Source organism: Halocella sp. SP3-1 (assembly GCF_003953885.1).
Taxonomy (GTDB): domain Bacteria; phylum Bacillota; class Halanaerobiia; order Halanaerobiales; family DTU029; genus Iocasia; species Iocasia fonsfrigidae.
The window spans coordinates 1,496,472-1,514,383 of the sequence record NZ_CP032760.1 but is presented as its reverse complement, the minus strand read 5'-3'; the positions used below and the strand labels follow the sequence as shown (position 1 = coordinate 1,514,383).

At 35.5% G+C, this 17,912-nt stretch carries 12 protein-coding genes; all 12 read right to left on the bottom strand.

Annotated elements, in window-relative coordinates:
- Positions 1–39: 39 nt before the first annotated feature.
- The 12 genes from D7D81_RS07130 to D7D81_RS07075 all read right to left on the bottom strand — a co-directional run bounded on the left by D7D81_RS07130 (position 40) and on the right by D7D81_RS07075 (position 17,596).
- Positions 40–1,371: an oxidoreductase gene (locus tag D7D81_RS07130; RefSeq protein WP_125988647.1), complete on the bottom strand. Its 1,332-nt coding sequence runs from the start codon at positions 1,369–1,371 to the stop codon at positions 40–42.
- 36 nt (positions 1,372–1,407) lie between these two features.
- Positions 1,408–2,607 carry a Gfo/Idh/MocA family protein gene (locus D7D81_RS07125; protein ID WP_125988645.1) on the bottom strand — a complete coding sequence of 400 codons (1,200 nt, stop codon included), beginning with the start codon at positions 2,605–2,607 and terminating at the stop codon, positions 1,408–1,410.
- Positions 2,608–2,709: 102 nt separating this feature from the next.
- Positions 2,710–4,230 (bottom strand): tripartite tricarboxylate transporter permease, encoded by a 1,521-nt coding sequence (locus D7D81_RS07120; RefSeq protein ID WP_205739367.1) that lies wholly within the window; start codon positions 4,228–4,230, stop codon positions 2,710–2,712.
- Between the two features lie 16 nt (positions 4,231–4,246).
- Positions 4,247–4,762: a tripartite tricarboxylate transporter TctB family protein gene (locus D7D81_RS07115; protein ID WP_164522141.1), complete on the bottom strand. Its 516-nt coding sequence runs from the start codon at positions 4,760–4,762 to the stop codon at positions 4,247–4,249.
- A 91-nt stretch (positions 4,763–4,853) separates the two neighbouring features.
- Positions 4,854–5,867 (bottom strand): tripartite tricarboxylate transporter substrate binding protein, encoded by a 1,014-nt coding sequence (locus D7D81_RS07110; protein ID WP_125988641.1) that lies wholly within the window; start codon positions 5,865–5,867, stop codon positions 4,854–4,856.
- 116 nt (positions 5,868–5,983) lie between these two features.
- Positions 5,984–6,790 (bottom strand): sugar phosphate isomerase/epimerase family protein, encoded by an 807-nt coding sequence (locus tag D7D81_RS07105; RefSeq protein WP_125988639.1) that lies wholly within the window; start codon positions 6,788–6,790, stop codon positions 5,984–5,986.
- Between the two features lie 138 nt (positions 6,791–6,928).
- Entirely contained in the window at positions 6,929–7,969 is a 1,041-nt protein-coding gene (locus D7D81_RS07100; protein WP_125988637.1) for a LacI family DNA-binding transcriptional regulator, read from the bottom strand.
- Positions 7,970–8,432: 463 nt separating this feature from the next.
- Entirely contained in the window at positions 8,433–11,807 is a 3,375-nt protein-coding gene (locus D7D81_RS07095) for a hypothetical protein (protein ID WP_125988635.1), read from the bottom strand.
- Between the two features lie 14 nt (positions 11,808–11,821).
- Complete coding sequence (locus D7D81_RS07090; RefSeq protein WP_125988633.1) at positions 11,822–14,809, bottom strand: hypothetical protein; 2,988 nt, start codon at positions 14,807–14,809, stop codon at positions 11,822–11,824.
- Complete coding sequence (locus D7D81_RS07085; RefSeq protein ID WP_125988631.1) at positions 14,799–15,932, bottom strand: hypothetical protein; 1,134 nt, start codon at positions 15,930–15,932, stop codon at positions 14,799–14,801. The genes D7D81_RS07090 and D7D81_RS07085 overlap by 11 nt, the downstream gene beginning before the upstream one ends.
- Positions 15,933–16,125: 193 nt before the next feature.
- Positions 16,126–16,536, bottom strand: a complete 411-nt coding sequence (locus D7D81_RS07080; protein ID WP_125988629.1) for a hypothetical protein — start codon at positions 16,534–16,536, stop codon at positions 16,126–16,128.
- A gap of 10 nt (positions 16,537–16,546) precedes the next feature.
- Positions 16,547–17,596, bottom strand: a complete 1,050-nt coding sequence (locus D7D81_RS07075) for a hypothetical protein (protein WP_125988627.1) — start codon at positions 17,594–17,596, stop codon at positions 16,547–16,549.
- Between the last annotated feature and the right edge of the window lie 316 nt (positions 17,597–17,912).

Genomic DNA, 17,912 nt, shown 5'->3' with positions numbered 1-17,912 from the left:
TAGAGAGGCAAAGATAATATTTTATCCATATACTATTTCCTATGCTTTTTCTGCTTTATATTCTTCAAGTAATTTTTGATAGATTGGCAGATATACTTCTTTATCGCGTATTACACAACCACTATGTTTTTTCTTTGCCTTCAATTCTGCACACTTACTACAGGTGACACATACCTTTTTAGTATTCATCTGGCCATCTTTAACAATATCTTTAGCAAAATCCGGGTAAGCAAAAGCCTGCCTCCCAAAACCAATCATTTTTGCCCAACCATTTTTGATAACTCCAGCAGCTACATGAGGCGCAAATTGCCTTAACCAGGTATATCCAGTACCTACTACAATACAGTCATTAAGCTCCTCCTGAACTACTCTTCCCAATCTAAGTAAACGCTCCACTCCAATAAGTGGATGTTCTGGCGGTTTATAGCCAAGATTCCCGGGCAAATCATAAGGACGGTTAATATGGGGATAAATGTATGGAGTCGCAGCAGTTACATTTATTAGTTTTACCCCCAGTTCTTCCATTTCTCTTACTAATCTCCGGGGCTCACTTAAATCTTCATTTCCTTTTTGATCAGTACCCCAGCCATATGGATATGGTATAGCATCATAGATATTCATTCTAGAAGCCAGGTCTATATCTACCCTTTCACTAATTTTACGTACTGCATTTTTAAACAAACGGGTGCGGTTTTCATAATCCCCACCATATTTGCCATTCCTGGTATGGGCAGCCAGATTTTCTGAAAGCAAATAACGGTGACAGGCCTTGACATCAACAGCATCAAATCCTGCTTTTTTCGCCAGTCTAGCAGCCCTTAAAAAATCATCTTCAAGACTAGCAAGCTCTTCATCAGTCATTACCGCCTTACTACTGTCAATACCAGCAGCCTTATCAGCCAGTTCATGATGGAATAGTATATCCCTATTTTCACCAAAGCGACCTGAATGAGTCAGCTGGATTACCAGATAGGGATTGAAATCATGCCCCATGGTTTCAGCGGCTTTTTCCCTAATCATATCTACCATATTCTCGAACTCAGCAACTGTCTCTTCATTTAGATACAACTGTTTATTATTGGCCCGACCTGACTCATTGACAGCTACCGCCTCAACCCAGATTAAACCAGCACCACTTTCAGCATATCTTTTATATCTCCTTAAGGTTAATTCACCAGGTCTACCATCACTGTTGGCATCTGCCCCTTCCATAGGGTGAATAGCCAGACGATTTGGTATAACCCTTTCAACAATCTTTATTTCTTCACCTAAAACATCAATATCTTCTTCTACCGGACAGTTAAGGTTAAGCCGTCTGATATCATCCTTTAACTCCCCCAGTGTTTTGTAGTTAAACTTATTATTTCTCATATTAAGCCCCCTTACTTTATAAATATTTTCTTTTTCCTACTTTTCCTTATTTTTATTCAAGGAAATTCTTTCACCCTTCTCAGCGGATAAATATGCAGCATAGATTACTTTTAGGGTTTCTTCAGCTAAATACCACCCTGATAAAGCTTCTTTATCTTCAATAATAGAATCCATAAAATCTTCCATTTCAGCAGGATATCCCCGCATCCAGTCTTCATCAGGGCTCGGATTACTCCACCCGGCAGTAGTTTCAATTTTTTCAGTAATATACTCATCAGCAAAAATTCCATCTGCCGGTGCAAAGGCAGTCACAGCATTACTCTGACTCATATCAAGATTTACTACTGAATTAGTGGTAAAGACCCTCATTTCATTGCGTACACCACCAAGAACACAATCAGATGAAACAACAATAGCTTTGGTGCCATCACTAAAATTAATCACTACTGTAGCCCAGTCCTCTACATCAACCCATTCCTTGACCAGGAAGGAATTTTTATCTCTTTTGACAGCATCTAACTTACTGTTATAACTTACTTCCCCCACCACAGCTTCAGGTATTATCGGCTGATTATGTCTATTTATTCCTTCAAAATACTTCAGATAAATTACTCCTGCTACTGGATGGGCCCCCAGTCTGAGTAAAGCTCCACCACCAGAGTTTTCCCATGTTCTGGAATATTGGGCATGTGACCCTGAATGACTCTCTTCTGCTCTAATATCAAGGATAACACCATCACTCTTATTTAACAAATTGAGCATTTTTTGATATGGTGGGGCATATATCCAGTTTTCTGCATACATAAATTTTACTTTATTTTTATTTATTACCTCTTGGATTTCATTTATCTCTCTATTAATCTTTTGAAACATTTTTTCCCTTGATACTTCTTCTCCTACACGGTCTAAATTTAATTCCTTACCAAAGTATCCACTCAAGGGCTTTTCACAAATAATAGACTTACCTGCTGATGCTATTTCCTTGATCATCACACCATGCAAATTTGTCGGGGTACAAATATCGATAACATCTATATCTTCTTGCTTAATAAGTTCCTTCCAATCAGTATAGATTAATGGAATATTATGCTTTTCAGCAAATGATTTAAGCCTATTTTTATTTCGGGCAGCAACCCCAACAACTTCCACTTTACTATTCCTTAAGTGTTCTAAAGCATTTAGATGGATATCAGCAACAAATCCAGCACCAATAATACCATATTTAACCTTCTTCATTTATATTCCCTCCAGAATAATAAATTCTATCCATCAGTTATAATTAGGAAGCATGTATTTGAATAATTTAGCATGCTTCCCAATTAGTAAGTATATCATTATTTATTTTTTTATAAGGCCTACAGCCCGTTTTTTGGTAATACTCCAGAAATTTCTAAACCAGCTTGTTTTACTTAACATTGTCAGGATTGTTAAGGCAATAATAACAAGACTTATAGGGCGATCAAATATTTGTAGGATATTCCCCTCACTTACTATTAAAGCCCTTCGTAAATTTTTATCAAGAATATCCCCCAGGATTATACCAAGAACAAGTGGTGCTACCGGGTAATCCATTTCCTTCATCAAAAAACCTAGTAGACCAAAGACTACCATTATTGTAACATCAAATAGATTTGATTCCAGGGCAAAGGCTCCGATCACACAGAGTACAAATATAATAGGCATTAATTTTTCACGTGGTACCTGAAGTACTTTAACCAGCCATTTAACCATTGATAAACCCAGAACAAACATAGCAACTGTAGCCAACAATACCATTGCAACTGTCTGAAAAACAAATTCTGGGTTTTCAACCATAATTAAAGGTCCAGGTCTTACACCATGAATAAACATAGCAGCCATAAGTACTGCTGCAGGGGCAGACCCCGGTATACCTAAAGAAAGAACCGGAATAATAGTCCCTCCACAGGCAGCATTATTGCCACATTCCGCTGAAATAAGTCCTTCATAACTACCTTTACCAAATTTCTCTGGTTCTTTACTGGCATTTTTAGCAAAATCATAGGATACCCAGGCACCAATATCTTCACCAACACCAGGTATAGCTCCTACAAAAACACCAATAATTCCTGACCTAATAATTGTTTTCCAGTAACGTAAAACCTCTCTCACTTTAGGTATTATACGTGTTATCTTGGTATTAACTACCTGAAGTTTTTGGTTCTTCATAACCATTATAATTTCAGAAAATCCAAAGACCCCAACCATAGCTGGAATAAGGTCTATACCCCCAGCAAGATTAACATTGCCAAAGGAAAAACGTATGTGGGCATGTATACCTTCCATACCAATCATAGCTACAAATAATCCCAGAAAACCTGCTATCCAACCCTTGATAGGGTCTTTAGGCGCAGTAAGATTACCACAGATTACCACCCCAAAAATTGCTAAAGTAAAAAACTCAAAGGATTGAAAATTGAGAGCGAAATTCCCAATCAAGGGAGTAAAAACTGCCAGGCAAAATATTCCAACTACACTACCTAAAAATGAACCAGTAGTGGCAATACCAATCGCTCTTCCTGCTAGCCCCTGCTGGGCAAGTGGGTGACCATCAACTGCAGTAGCAGCATTTGCTGGTGTTCCAGGGATATTAAGGAGAATTGCACTCCTACTCCCTCCATAAATAGCCCCAACATAATTACAAATGAGAATTAATATTGCCTCACCTGCCGGCAATTTAAAGGTCAGTGTTGTTAATAAAGCAACACCCATTGTAGCTGTAAGTCCAGGAAGCATACCAATGATAATCCCTAACTGGGTCGCCCAGAGCACATTAAATAATGTCATTGGTTTCATAAAACCTGCCAGACTTTCAAGAAACATCATTAATCCATCAAACAATTCAAGCAACTCCTTCCTATGGTAGTCTGATCATAAATGCATATTGAAATAAGGCTGATACTGCAGCAGCAGCAATCAAACCAATAATAATTGCCACTATTATTTTTTTAATTTTTTTCTGTCTCTTTTCTTTTCGATTATATTCAAAGATAATAATAAATACAGTGATAAATAAAAAGGTTGCTAAAATATAGGGCATACTACCAATAAGACCCCAGGCGTAGATCAATGTAAGTAATACAGTTAATAAAAGTCGAATAGAGGCAGGTTTATGGAGCCAGTCTATTAACTTTTCTTTAGAAATACCTAAATTACGGCCCTTTCTTTTAATAGAGCGAACTAACAAAGCAATACCCATCAGACCAATACTCACCCCCAGTATACCTGGTACAATACCAGGGACTGACCAGGGATTAGCACCCCTGTATTCAAATCTGGGCATTTGTAATGACATAACTATAACAGCAATCGAAAATACTATTAATACAATTGATGTTATAAAATCAGCCTTGGGCATATCTTTTTCTTTCACAATCATCACCCTCCTTTATAATCAGGATAGTAGCTAAGTTTTATTTAAATGCGGAACGCCCTTAAAAAGGGCAGTTCCGCAGAAATAATCCTTAAGGACGTGGAATACCTAATTTAACAGGATTTATTATCAGATCGCCTGCCTCGTATTTAAGATAGGCATCAAGTTGAATCATAGGGAATGATTTAGCAACAGCCTTTGCTCCATAAACAGGGTCATAGACAACTGCATTTTCAGCTGCCCAGTCTTCTAACTTTTCTGACTTCATAACCACATTCTCCCAAATTGTGTTCAAAGTATAGGTTACCTCTTCTGGTACACCTTTAGGAACAAAAAGGCCAAAATAGATAGGAGCACTTACAAACTCAGGTATCCACTTCTTAATAGAAGGTACAGGCTCATCATAACCTGCAATCTTCAGGGGTTCATCTGATAAAACAGCCAGAGGTCTCAGTCTTCCAGCATTAATCATATCAACCTGTTCAACAGATAACTGTGGTACAACATCACTCTCACCACTTACAACTGATACAACAGCAGGATTCCCACCATCATAGGTTACATGATTGTATTCAATACCAGTATAGTTCTTAATCTGTGCTATAGCAGTTCCACCAGCTGAATTTATCCCAGCAGTAGCAACTTTGATTTTTCCGGGATTATCTTTAAAAGCCTGTAAAAGGTCGCCAAAATCTTCATATGGTGAATCAACACTTACAGAAATAACCGACGGCATAGCTACATTTGTATAAATATGCCAGTCATCTAGGGTAGTATTCAGGAGTCCCTGGGCTTTGTATAAACCTAGGTCTTTTACTGCCCCTGCAGTCCAGGTCAAGCCATCTTTAGGGGCCTGCAAAGCATTATTAGTACCAACAGCCCCTGATGAACCACCTTGGTTAACAACTATAATTTCAACTCCTAAGGCATCACTAACAATATCAGCGGTAACACGGGCAGACCTATCTGTTGAACCACCAGCACCCCAGGGCACAATTAAATTAATAGGTTTCTTAGGCTGCCATTCATAATCATCTGCCATTACAACACAAGTAGAAACAAGAACAAAAAGAACCAAAATACCAAGAATAGTTAATTTCTTCATCTTTTAAATACCTCCTAGTTTAAATTAAATGAGTCATCCCGGAACAATTTAAAAAAAAATTTTTATCACCCCCAGTATATGAATTCTGCTAATAGCTTTAAAAAGCTACTGCATCCCTATAAACCAAGCAGGTAATCATAACTCTGTACTGCTGTTTCTTTGACACTGGCCTGCAGTTCAAAGATTTCAAGTGAAAGATACCTGTTATAATTTATATTATTTAATTCTTCAATAATTGGGGCAAAGTCTGTTTTACCAAAACCCGGGGCAATACCATTAGCATCATTCAAATGAATATGGTAAAGGTATTTAGCTGCTTCCCGAATAATTTCCTTAATTGGTTTATTTTCTGTTAAGGCAGCCTTAATATCAACCATAGCCTGAAAATTTTTATGATCAACCATCTCTATTAACTGGATAGCCTCAGTAATACTATTAATAAAATTAGTCTCATTTTGACCAAGTGGCTCAATGCAGATAGTAACACCTCTCTCAGCTGCATAACCCATACACTGACTGAAAATATCTGCTGCATATCTATAGCCATCTTCTCTGCTAACACCATCTAAGAGATCCCTCTGGCGGGGAGAACCAAAAACTATTACTTCTCCTCCAATATCACCACAAAACTCTAGCAAATTTAATAGATAATCCCTGGTAATCTTTCTAATTGATTTTTCAGGGTGAGTTAAATGAACACCCTCTGGACCTACTAAAACCCAGTGTAGCCCTACAATTTCCAGGCCGTACTCGGCAGCCTGTTTTTTGATTTTACGTCTGCTCTTCTTACTTATATCATTCACATTATCAGCATACACAACAGGGGCAATCTCAATCCCCTGGTAACCCTTATCAGCTATGAACTGAAATATCTCTTCCTGTGGCCAATCTTCAAATAAATCAGTACAAATAGATAGTTTCATTTTCTTTCCCCCAATTGTGTTGATACTTATTATTTTTAGAAAACCTTTTCCATTTATATAAAAATTTTAAATTATATTGTTTTTCTAAATATTCATAGAGATATTATTTTTACAAAGAATTATAACGTTAAATTTAATTTAAAGTAGATTTTTAACCGATTTCCGCTCAATCAAACCGATTTTAACATCAATATCCTCCAGAATAACCTTGTTATTTAATAATTTACTCATCAGGCAATTACCAATTTTTTTACCTAATTCAAATAAAGGTAAGGCAATTGTAGTTAATGGTGGATAGGCATATTTGGTTTCTGGAATATTACCAATCCCAACTACTGAAACATCCTCTGGAATATTCACTCCATTATGTTTTAATTCCCACATAAGTCCCAGAGCAGTGGCATCATTGGCAGTCACTACTGCCGTAATATCACTAATGTGATCTAATAATTCTAAAGCAGCCTTACGCCCACCTTCAAAAGTAAAATCACCAGAAATAACAAATTCCTCTCTAAAGATAAGTCCTTTATTTTTTAAGGCATCTTTATAACCGGAAAACCTTTCCCAGGTTGTATGAGAAATTGCTGGTCCAGTAACATAAGCAATATTTTCATGTCCCTTGTTAAACAAATATTCAGTAATAGTCCTGGTAGCCAACTTATTACCTATGTCTATATCTTTAATATTATAAGGATAGGGATTAACACTTATAATATAACACCCCTGTTGTTTCAACTGTTTAATATACTCCCTTATCTGCCGGTCATAAAAATCATCAATCAAGTGACCACCAGTAAAGACTATAGCCTCTGCCTGATTAGCCTTCAGCATATTAACAGCCTGCAATTCCTTATGTATGTCCCTGTCTGTATTATAAATATTGATGATATAATCATTTTCAAAGGTAACTTCCTCAATCCCCTTAACCATCTCTGAAAAATAAGTGTCAGATATATCATGGACAATTACCCCTATAATACTCGATTTATTATTTATTAAACCCTGGGCAAGCCGATTAGGTTGAAAATTCAGTTCTTTAATCGCCTTTTGAACTTCAACCCTGGTTTTACTACTTACCGGGTGCTTACTATTATTAATAACCCTTGACACAGTTGTTATAGAAACCCCTGCCAGTTTGGCGACATCCTTTATTGAAATCTTATTATTATTAATAGCCATAAAAAACAACTCCTCAGAAAACGCTTTCCATAATATATTTTAACACAGGTACTCTTTAAAGTCAAAAAATTTTATCAATCGACAACTTCCTCTTAGCAAACCATACTCCCCTGTCAATAGTCCGGATAGTCTTTGATTTTTCTCCAAACTAAATATATTTAAAGAACAAACCTAAACAAAATACTGTTCATTATAATTTCCAATCTTTTTATAACTTAAATCACTCGTCCTTATCTTTCTCATACTAGCCAATAACTCTTCCCCATTCATTTTTTCTGTCTCTTTCTGCAATACCCCTGACATTTCTTTTCTTAACTCTATTGGTGAAACATATTTTCAATAATTCAGCTAAACCCATCAACCCCAATTACATAGACAAATATATAAACCCCAGATCTATCTGCAAATCTGGGGTTTTATTTATTATGATACCTTATCTGTTATTTTAAACACAATATTACAGCTAAATAAACTTCACCTTACCATTATTAATCTCAACCTTCTTATTCCCAAAGCCTATTTCACTACCAGTTTTGGACAGCTTACCATATCCTTTTTCATTCTTAAGTTCTATTTCACCTTTCTTGATTACTGCTTGATTATCACTGCTGGTCATCTTGATTTCTTCTGCTGTTATTTCCAGTACTGCCTCTTCCTCTGGAGAAGCTATATATATCGAACCATTGTTTAGTTTTATAATATAGCCCCCAGGGGTTCTGATTGTTTTATCAGCAGGGTTCTGCTCTATCTCTCTTGCTTCATCTGTGGTACTGCTTTTTAAGGTAGCATATTTCTCGTTTTTGTTCCTGAAGTAGATATCTACTATATCCCCTATGTCAGGAGAACTGTAAGCCGCTGTATATGGCTTATCTATAGGAAACCAGTGGGCCTTATCTGTCTGATAATCATCTTCAATGTCTATAAAACTGACTTGGGCCTGGTGTTTTTGGTTGACTTCCCTAACCTCTGCCCGATAACTCCTGCCTTCCATCAAAAATTTCCTCTGTTTATTGAGAATTTTTATATTTTCTTCTCTGGCCAGGGTTAGTTCTGAGTAGAGGATACCCTTTTGCAGGTATATTTTGTTTTTGATAATACCCATTTCTACTGTAGTGTTATTTTCATGGTCTATAAGCAGCTCTACGTTTTTGCCTACTTCAAAGACATGGTCTGACCTGAAGTGTTCATGCTGGTAGACTTTGTAATACCTGTAAATAGTGTTTTTAGGCCCTGTATCTTTACACTTGGCCCAGTTATCATTGTTAAGTTCAACTGCCTGGGCTGAATGAAAGCCTAGCTGGATATTGATAGTTTCATTGTCATCTTTAGTGTCATCTACTATTAGTACCTGATCCAGGTAAGAGGCTATCCTGTTAATAAATTCCCAGTCGGTTTCCTTGTGTTGTAAGACCAGGGGGTATTGTTCTGATACTAAAGGGACTTCTCCTGCACTGCTTCTGGCAAAATTGATATTAAATTTCTCATTGGCTGTACTTAGTTTTTGACAGACCTGATTATAGCTTGTCCCCAGGTTTTGATATACCCTGGTATGTCTCTCTCTATCAAGGAGGATAGTATATGATACTGCCCATAGTTCCAGGTAATAGTTAAAATATTTATAGTCTATGTTATAGTCATTGATAATACCCTTGAAGAGTATTTTACTGTCATCATCATCATAAGTGATAATAATCCTGGGGTCTGCTTCTTTTTCCAGATAGTCCCGGTATTTCTCGGCGTTTTCATCTTTAATAACCCCGGCTATCTTTACTCTGCTGTGTTCATAGATGGATTTTTCTATGACCATTTCCTTGAGGTCTACAAACTCTACACAGTCAAACCTTACTTTATGATAGGCTGTATAGGTAACCGCCTGTTTATCATCTTCTTGCTGCCGGACTTTCTCCCTTAGGGTAATACCATAGTCTCCGTTCTGGAAACCTTCAATGATAAGCTCGTCTTCTTTCTGAGGGCCATAGATATAGATTAAATCACCACTTAACTGACCATATGTTGTTTTTTTATCCCTCAAGATGATATTTTTACCAAAGTAGGTATCACGCAGTGTTTTAATCCGGCCGGCAATATTAGCTTCCTCTCTGTCTTTCTCCTCATACTGTCCAGAAATATCCCGGCCATCTATCTTTATTCCCTGTTCCGGATTTTTATGGGTACTGAGGATGATAAAACCTGCCCCCTGTTGGGAGGAGAAGTTATAGGCCCCTTCCTCATGGTCATATATCTTCTGATAATTGGCTGGTTTTCCATGGCTGCCATAAATTTTATTTTGTGATGGCTGGTCAAGTTCCAGTCTTATCTCTTCCCTCTGGTTATTGAAAACACCTGTTGAACTGTGGTATTTTATTACTTCTTCTGAGTCAATTTGACTCCCTAGAATAAGGAAGATACCATCAGCGCTTAGTTTCCATTCCCAGAGAGCGGTAATCTCTGCTGTTCTCATTTTTTCAAACTGCTTGATTACTGCCCTATCCAGGGGATAGGTTTTTTTAGCATTCTGAAATAAACCCGGGTTATTTCTTAAAAAGTCTGAGCTATATTCTATTGCTGATTCTTTCAATAAACCCTTATGGTACATACTATAAACAAGTCTATCTTTTACCAAATAAATCAATTCATCTTTTCTGGAACTATAGGATTTTTGGAATAATTCTTTTATCAGGGAATGGTCCTTATTATTTATCTCTATAACTATATCTTTAATCAAGGAAGATAAGTAATCATAGCTCATTTTATCAGTTAGCTGATTTAACTTAGGTTTTTCTCTTAATCTATTTTTGGCCTCACTACCATTACCATCTTCTTTTAATAATAGATATGGTTCAAATACTTCAAAGTTATGTTCTTTAAAATTATTTAGTTTATCTTCCTCTATTTCCTCTAACTGATTAAGTGATTTTCTCCTTAGGTCACCATTATATTTTTTTAATCCCTCATCAACTAGATAGCTTGCACCTATCTGTTTAAATAATTGGGCTGGTATATTTTCTGAAAAGATATAATTAACTATCTTATCATTTTTCTCCCTATTCTTTTTTTCATATAACTCATATCTATCAATAAAACGCATCTTTCGTTCTACTATTCCAGGGTCAAACTGCTCTTCTACCAGGTCTGCTGCTACTTTTTCTTCTATTTCTAAACAATTTTTAAATATATCAGCTAATACTTTTTTTATTTTACCTTCATTTAATTTATCCCCTCGATATGTCCTGTATTCTTCACTTATATTACCATACTTTATTAAGCCGCAGTCTTCACAGCTATATAATATCTCTTTCATCATGCTACGCTGCTCATAATAGAGATCATTTAGGTAATATAACAAACCAATTTTTAAACCCAGAAATTCATTTCCCTGAAATCTCAAGAATTTTTTTAAACCAATAGAGTTATAGGTCTCTGCCTGGCAGTGTTCTACAAAACCCTCAGCTATAATAGCGGCATACTGGGCTAAGGAACCGCAGAGTAGTGAGCCTTCCAGGTAATATTTGTATTCTGTTTTATCCTCACTATCCCCCTTCTTTTCTGTCTGTTTCTCCCGGTCTTTGTATATATTTTCTGCCTTTAAAAACTCTTTAGTCGGCAAACCAGCTGCTATTGACAATATCATAACCCTGTTCAAATTATCATCAATGTGATAATTAACTATTTTTTTACTGTCTTCAATTATCTCTTCTTCAACTGTAACTTTACTCTCTGCATCTATCTCCCCTGCCAACTCTTCAATTATTTCTAAGGGGGTTTTTTGAAAATCTATCTCAAAGGCTTTTCTCAATAACTTTTTTTGTTTTTCTTCCATTTTATCTATCAACTCCAAATCACTTTAATATCCTAGCCGAGCGAGTTTTCTTTCGGCCTTTCATGTTTTTTACAATACTTAATTAAATCAGCAGTTTTAATAGGTTTTCCTCCCCGGCGAAATTTCATCTCCACCGTTGCCCCTTTTTTAATATCAATACCCTGGGCCAACAGGCTTTTTCTCCCTGGTTCTGTATGTCTGATGATCAAATCATATTTAGGGACGCAAGCAACACTTTCTACATGTTCTTTGAGACCCATTATTTCTAATATACCCCCTGTTACACAGTCATAGGGGTTATATTTATACTCCATAACTGTTTTCCCTTTTCCTGCAGCAGGATTTACTGTTATTATCCCTGCTATCCTGGTAAATAGGCCTTTAAAGCTCTCCATCTTTTTTGAACCGTCTTTGTAATATTTGTTTTCCAGCTTTTCTTTTTCTGACCTTAATTTTTTTAAAACCTTCCGGTAATGATTAAAGGCGGCATGATAATCGTCATATTGAGAATAGGGTTTTTCAATAAATATAATATTACTTATCTCCTCCATTTTTTGAAGCAATTCTTCATTAAGGTCAATTTCTCCAAATAATTTTTTGAAGTCATCTGAGTATTCGACCCTTTCTCCTTTTTCATATTTAATCTTATGTAAATAGTGTTTTTTCTGGTCTTCATAATGATATTGAATCATTGATTTAAACACACTGGCTATATACTCTTGTCTTAATTCATTTTCTAGATATCCCTCTTTACTTATATAAGGCATAAAGATGAATTCATTAATTAGTGTTTCCCCAGGCAGCTTATCCATTAACTCATTGACAGTAATTGTTGCTTTTTTTAATAGATTCCCTATCCCTCTGCTTTCTGGTATAGTTTTTAAGTAGTTTATTATCTTTGAGTCTACTTCTTTGTTTGATTCCTCTATTTCATCTAGTAAATCCAATAGATTATCTTTTATTAATAAATCCCCTGCTTCGCTGGAAACAAAATCCCTCTTATCATAGTAATTAAACCTTATTCTGGCTGCCCTGTTGATATAATTCCTCTGTATTCCACCCATCATTTCCATAATACTGGTAAGCACTTCACCTGAAGCCAGTTTCTCTTCCCGTTCTTCTTCATTTAACTCTCTATAAAGAAGCCCTTTAGTAAATACCTCTGTTATTTGATAAATGCCTTCTTTTTCTTCCAGGATATATTTTTCAGCATCTGAGCCTATTCTGCTTATACTGTGAATTATTTCTACTTTTAATCTGCCCTGTGAGTCTTTAATAATATCATCATCATATTCCTTTGATAGCAGGTATATGGCATCTTCTTTTTTTATATCTACTTTTTTACCCCCTTCTATTTCCAGGGTAATATAATCCGAATCCATGAATTCATTGGTCATATATCCCTTTATTCTATTTTCAAGTTTTAATAAATACCCTTCCTGCTCTTTCTTATCATTTGACTTAATTAAGCCCAACTTTTTAAGTTCATCATATATTCTCCTGATTTTAGCTGCATTTACTAACTCTGCCATTGCTTTTATCCCCTGCCAGATAATTAGTGTTAATAGGACTGTTTTTAGACTGGCTATTCCAGCAGCCATCTTCACCCCTTTTAGGGTCACAGCAATAACTGCATAAAAGGTCCTGACTGCTACTGCCTTACTTAAGTCTTCACTCCCTGAGATAACAATCTCTATATTACTTTTATAGTCTTTGTCTAGATGATTTCTGGTGAAATTCAGGTATTCTGCTGTCTTTTCAATACTGTTATAAAAGAAATGGGCAGTACCAAAGTTGTTTTCATCTACTATTAAGGAATTTAAGAAACTTAGGTCTGCTCCTTCTTGATAGCCTGTAAAACTTATCCTGCTTTCTTCATCAAAGAAATCCCTCTGTTCTAATAATTGATAGACTATATGTAGATTATAGAATTCTGCTGGTAATACCTTGTTATCATCTGTCTTTTCACCTTTATAGGCGATAACAATATTATCCCCCTTCCTGAGGACTAATACCCGAAAACCAGTATCAAAGAGTGTCAATTTCTCGATAATTTCCATATTCATAGCCCTGCTATATGACTCCAGGGCTTTTTTTATATCTTTTTTTAGCTTTACATTTTCAACCCTTGAAAGGCTGTCATTCTCCAGGTCTTTAATGAGTTTATCTACATCATAATCACATTGTTTACGCAGGTATTTTGATATTGGTGAACTTACGTATTTTAATACCGGTAAAAGTATTTTGGGATCCAATTTTTCTACCTCTAATAATGCTGTCCCTATAATTTGCAATACCAGGGAGTCTGATTGTTCTAATACCTCCCTGATTGTATTTTTAGATATATTCCTGGCTATATCTTTACTTATATTTGTAGGAGTTGTACCATCTAAACCTACATAATTACAGCTAATAGATAGGGCTGCATCTGCCAGGGAAAAACCCAATTTTATTATTTTCTCCGTATTATTTAAATGCTCAAGGTCCTCCCTACTGGGAAACTTTATCCCCTTTGAATCATCACTATCATCACCCTCCCCTGCCTCCTCACTTTCACCACTAAAAGAACTAAAAAACCCCTTCAAATAATCAATATAGTCTGTCACTAATTTATAATTATCAGCCGCATAAACCACTTCCCAGTTCTTTAAAAACTCCCCCTCATCCTTCTCCAGATACTCCATAGCAATCCCTGCTTCTTTACGGAGTTCTTTTAGGCCTGTTTCTTTCCCATGGTAATTACCTTGAATATCTGTACCATAAACATATTCCTTCACTTCCCCATTTTCATCTCTTATAGCAAACCTTTCCGGGTCTTTCAAAACTTCGCTTAGTCTTAAAACTTCTCTTGATTCTTTACCAAATTTATTTTTTACCTTTTTATTTAACGATACAAACTCCCACTTAAGATTAGTTAAATTAGTAAATGTTAATAACTCTTTATCATTTACTGTCCTTTCACTATCAATAGGCAATTTCTCAAATTCAAAACCTGAATCTTTTTTCTTATCATTTCTCATTATTTTTTCCCTCCTGACTCAGATATATATAATTTTCTCCTTTGCCTAAGCGAACATGTTCTAATTTACTATAATCCCTATTTTTATCTCTTCTACTTAAAGATGATGGATAATTCTCTTCAAGCATTCCCCATGAATAAATAAAAGTACCATATTGTGAATTGTATTTCGTCAAATCTACCAACCTACTCTTCTTTATCCTCCCCATCCTCTCCAGCAGTTCTTCCTCACTCATCTTATCTATCTCTTCCTGTAGCTTTGCTGACATCTCCTTCCTTAATTCCAGCGGCGGTAGATATACTTTCTTCCCTCCTATCTCTACCTTTTCCTTATCTGAAAACCTCACTGCCAGGCTATATTCTCCATACCCCGGGGCCAGCACCCTTTCATCTATAAAGATGACCCCCAGTTCCAGGTATTTATATAGGCCTTCTTCCTTTAGATACTGCACAAACTCAAATATCTCTCTCCTCCTCGCTTCCTTTTCTTCTTCCGTTTCTATCCGGTCGAAGATATAAATGAATAGTTTTAAAATTAATTTATTTTTGTCAGGGGCATTAATAACCCTCTGTCTAGCCTTTTTAAAATTCCTCTCTTTATATCCAATAAAAGCATCTACTCCATCACTGTTTGGATCTTTTTTTCTATATTCCTTTACTATTACCTCTTCACGCCCCCAAATTTCTATTTCACTATCTACTTTCATTAGAACTCTATTTCCAAATATCTTTTTTGCTACAGGCAAAATATACTCTTCAGCCGTTTTGTTCATCATCACATAACTATAACTATCACCTGGATTACCTAATTTACCAAAATTAAATTTTTCTAAAGTTGCACTGGCATAATAAAAATCATCACCTTCTTTATTGGTACCTACTATTGATTTTGGATATATCCTTGCTTGATACAACTCCTTATTACGTCTATTCCTCGTTCCTATCCTGTCAACAACAAACTCCTCTCCATACCTTTCATATAAATACTCCTCCATCTTTATCCTGACATCCTCAATATCATGACTGCCAAGGTTTACTAAAAGTCCAATAATCACAGGGGCAATTAACACAACCGCTGCTATGATAATAACCTGTTTCTGCTTACTTTTATCTGTCTGAGTCATCTTTACTATCTACTCCCTCTACTTTAGTTTAAGACTTTAAAATAACTATATTGTGATTCTAAACTATAGTTTAAAAATTACCACTAAAATTATAGTATTGATAGATTGTAATAATTATTTATAAGAGAAGTTAAGGTAACACCAGACTCCACTCTCATTCTAAACAAAGGCACCATTGAACGTTAAATAATTATTACAATCTATCACTTCTAATCATAACTACAGGATTATTTAAAAACTCCCCCTCATCCTTCTCCAGATACTCCATAGCAATCCCTGCTTCTTTACGGAGTTCTTTTAGGCCTGTTTCTTTACCATGGTAATTACCTTGAATATCTGTACCATAGACATATATAGGGTCTTCCTTTTTTACTGGATCCCTGTAACCTCTGACAAACCTTTCCGGGTCTTTCAAAACTTCACTTAGTCGAGTTGACCTTTTTTTCTCATCGTCATTTCCAGAAAAAATATCAGCAAACTCCCATTTAAGATTGGTTAAATTAGTGAATGTAAGTAATTCCTTATCATTTACTGTCCTTTCCTTATCAATAGGTAATTTCTCAAATGCAAAACTCGGTTGTCTCTCCTTATTCTCTCCCATCATTTTCTCCTTCCTAATTTAGGTAAATATATTTATTGTATTTTTCTATTTTTATATCCTTCAAACTATCATGATATGTATTTTTATCTTCCTCTGTTATTGAAGAACTATAATTTTTTTCTAACATCCCTATAGAATATATCCATGTCTGATATTGGCCATTATATTTTCTTATCCCACTATAACTCAAATCACTCTTCTTTATCCTCCCCATCCTCTCCAACAGTTCTTCCTCACTCATCTTATCTATCTCTTCCTGTAGCTTTACTGTCATCTCCTTCCTCAATTCCAGCGGCGGTAGATATACTTTCTTCCCTCCTACCTCTACCTTTTCCTTATCTGAAAACCTCACTGCCAGGCTATATTCTCCATACCCCGGGGCCAGCACCCTTTCATCTATAAAGATGACCCCCAGTTCCAGGTATTTATATAGGCCTTCTTCCTTTAGATACTGCACAAACTCAAATATCTCTTTCCTCCTCGTTTCCTTTTCTTCTTCCGTTTCTATCCGGTCGAAAATATAAATGAATAGTTGTAGTTCTATTCGATGAGTTCCAGGGTTATTCATAGTTTTTTTAAGTAATTCTTTAAATCCTGACCGAATTTGCCACGAAAAATAATCATTACCTTCTTTTTTCTTCTTATATCTAATTTTTGTTTTTAATTTTATCTTATCTCCAAATATTTCTCTTGCTTTAGGTTTCAAATATTCTTCACCCTCAATATTTAGCAATACTATATCATAACCATCACCTACATTTCCTAACTTCCTTTCTATTTTTATACCTGCCTGTGAGTAATAATAAGAGTCGCCTTCTTTACTAGTTCCAATTATTGATTTCGGATATATCCTCGCCTCATAATATCCACTCCTCGTTCCTATCCTGTCAACAACAAACTCCTCTCCATACCTTTCATATAAATACTCCTCCATCTTTATCCTAACATCTTCAATATCATGACTACCAAGATTTACTAAAAGCCCAATAATCACAGGGGCAATTAACACAATCGCTGCTATGATAATAATCTGTTTCTGCTTACTTTTATCTGTCTGAGTCATCTTTACTATCTACTCCCTCTACTTTAGTTTAAGACTTTAAAATAACTATATTGTGATTCTAAACTATAGTTTAAAAATTACCACTAAAATTATAGTATTGATAGATTGTAAAGATTGTAATAATTATTTATAAGTGAAGTTAAGGTAACACCAGACTCCACTCTCATTTTAAACGAAGGCACCATTGAACGTTAAATAATTATTACAATCTATCACTTCTAAGTCATAGCCAAATACTTTTTTTGCTATTTCATTAGCATATAAGAGAATATTCTTGATGAAATAAATATTTCCTTTAACTGTAAATCGCTTTATT

Coding starts and splice junctions, on each gene's coding strand:
- D7D81_RS07130 (WP_125988647.1), bottom strand. CDS start 1,371: ATGAGAAATAATAAGTTTAACTACAAAACACTGGGGGAGTTAAAGGAT.
- D7D81_RS07125 (WP_125988645.1), bottom strand. CDS start 2,607: ATGAAGAAGGTTAAATATGGTATTATTGGTGCTGGATTTGTTGCTGAT.
- D7D81_RS07110 (WP_125988641.1), bottom strand. CDS start 5,867: ATGAAGAAATTAACTATTCTTGGTATTTTGGTTCTTTTTGTTCTTGTT.
- D7D81_RS07105 (WP_125988639.1), bottom strand. CDS start 6,790: ATGAAACTATCTATTTGTACTGATTTATTTGAAGATTGGCCACAGGAA.
- D7D81_RS07100 (WP_125988637.1), bottom strand. CDS start 7,969: ATGGCTATTAATAATAATAAGATTTCAATAAAGGATGTCGCCAAACTG.
- D7D81_RS07090 (WP_125988633.1), bottom strand. CDS start 14,809: ATGAGAAATGATAAGAAAAAAGATTCAGGTTTTGAATTTGAGAAATTG.
- D7D81_RS07085 (WP_125988631.1), bottom strand. CDS start 15,932: ATGACTCAGACAGATAAAAGTAAGCAGAAACAGGTTATTATCATAGCA.
- D7D81_RS07080 (WP_125988629.1), bottom strand. CDS start 16,536: ATGATGGGAGAGAATAAGGAGAGACAACCGAGTTTTGCATTTGAGAAA.
- D7D81_RS07075 (WP_125988627.1), bottom strand. CDS start 17,596: ATGACTCAGACAGATAAAAGTAAGCAGAAACAGATTATTATCATAGCA.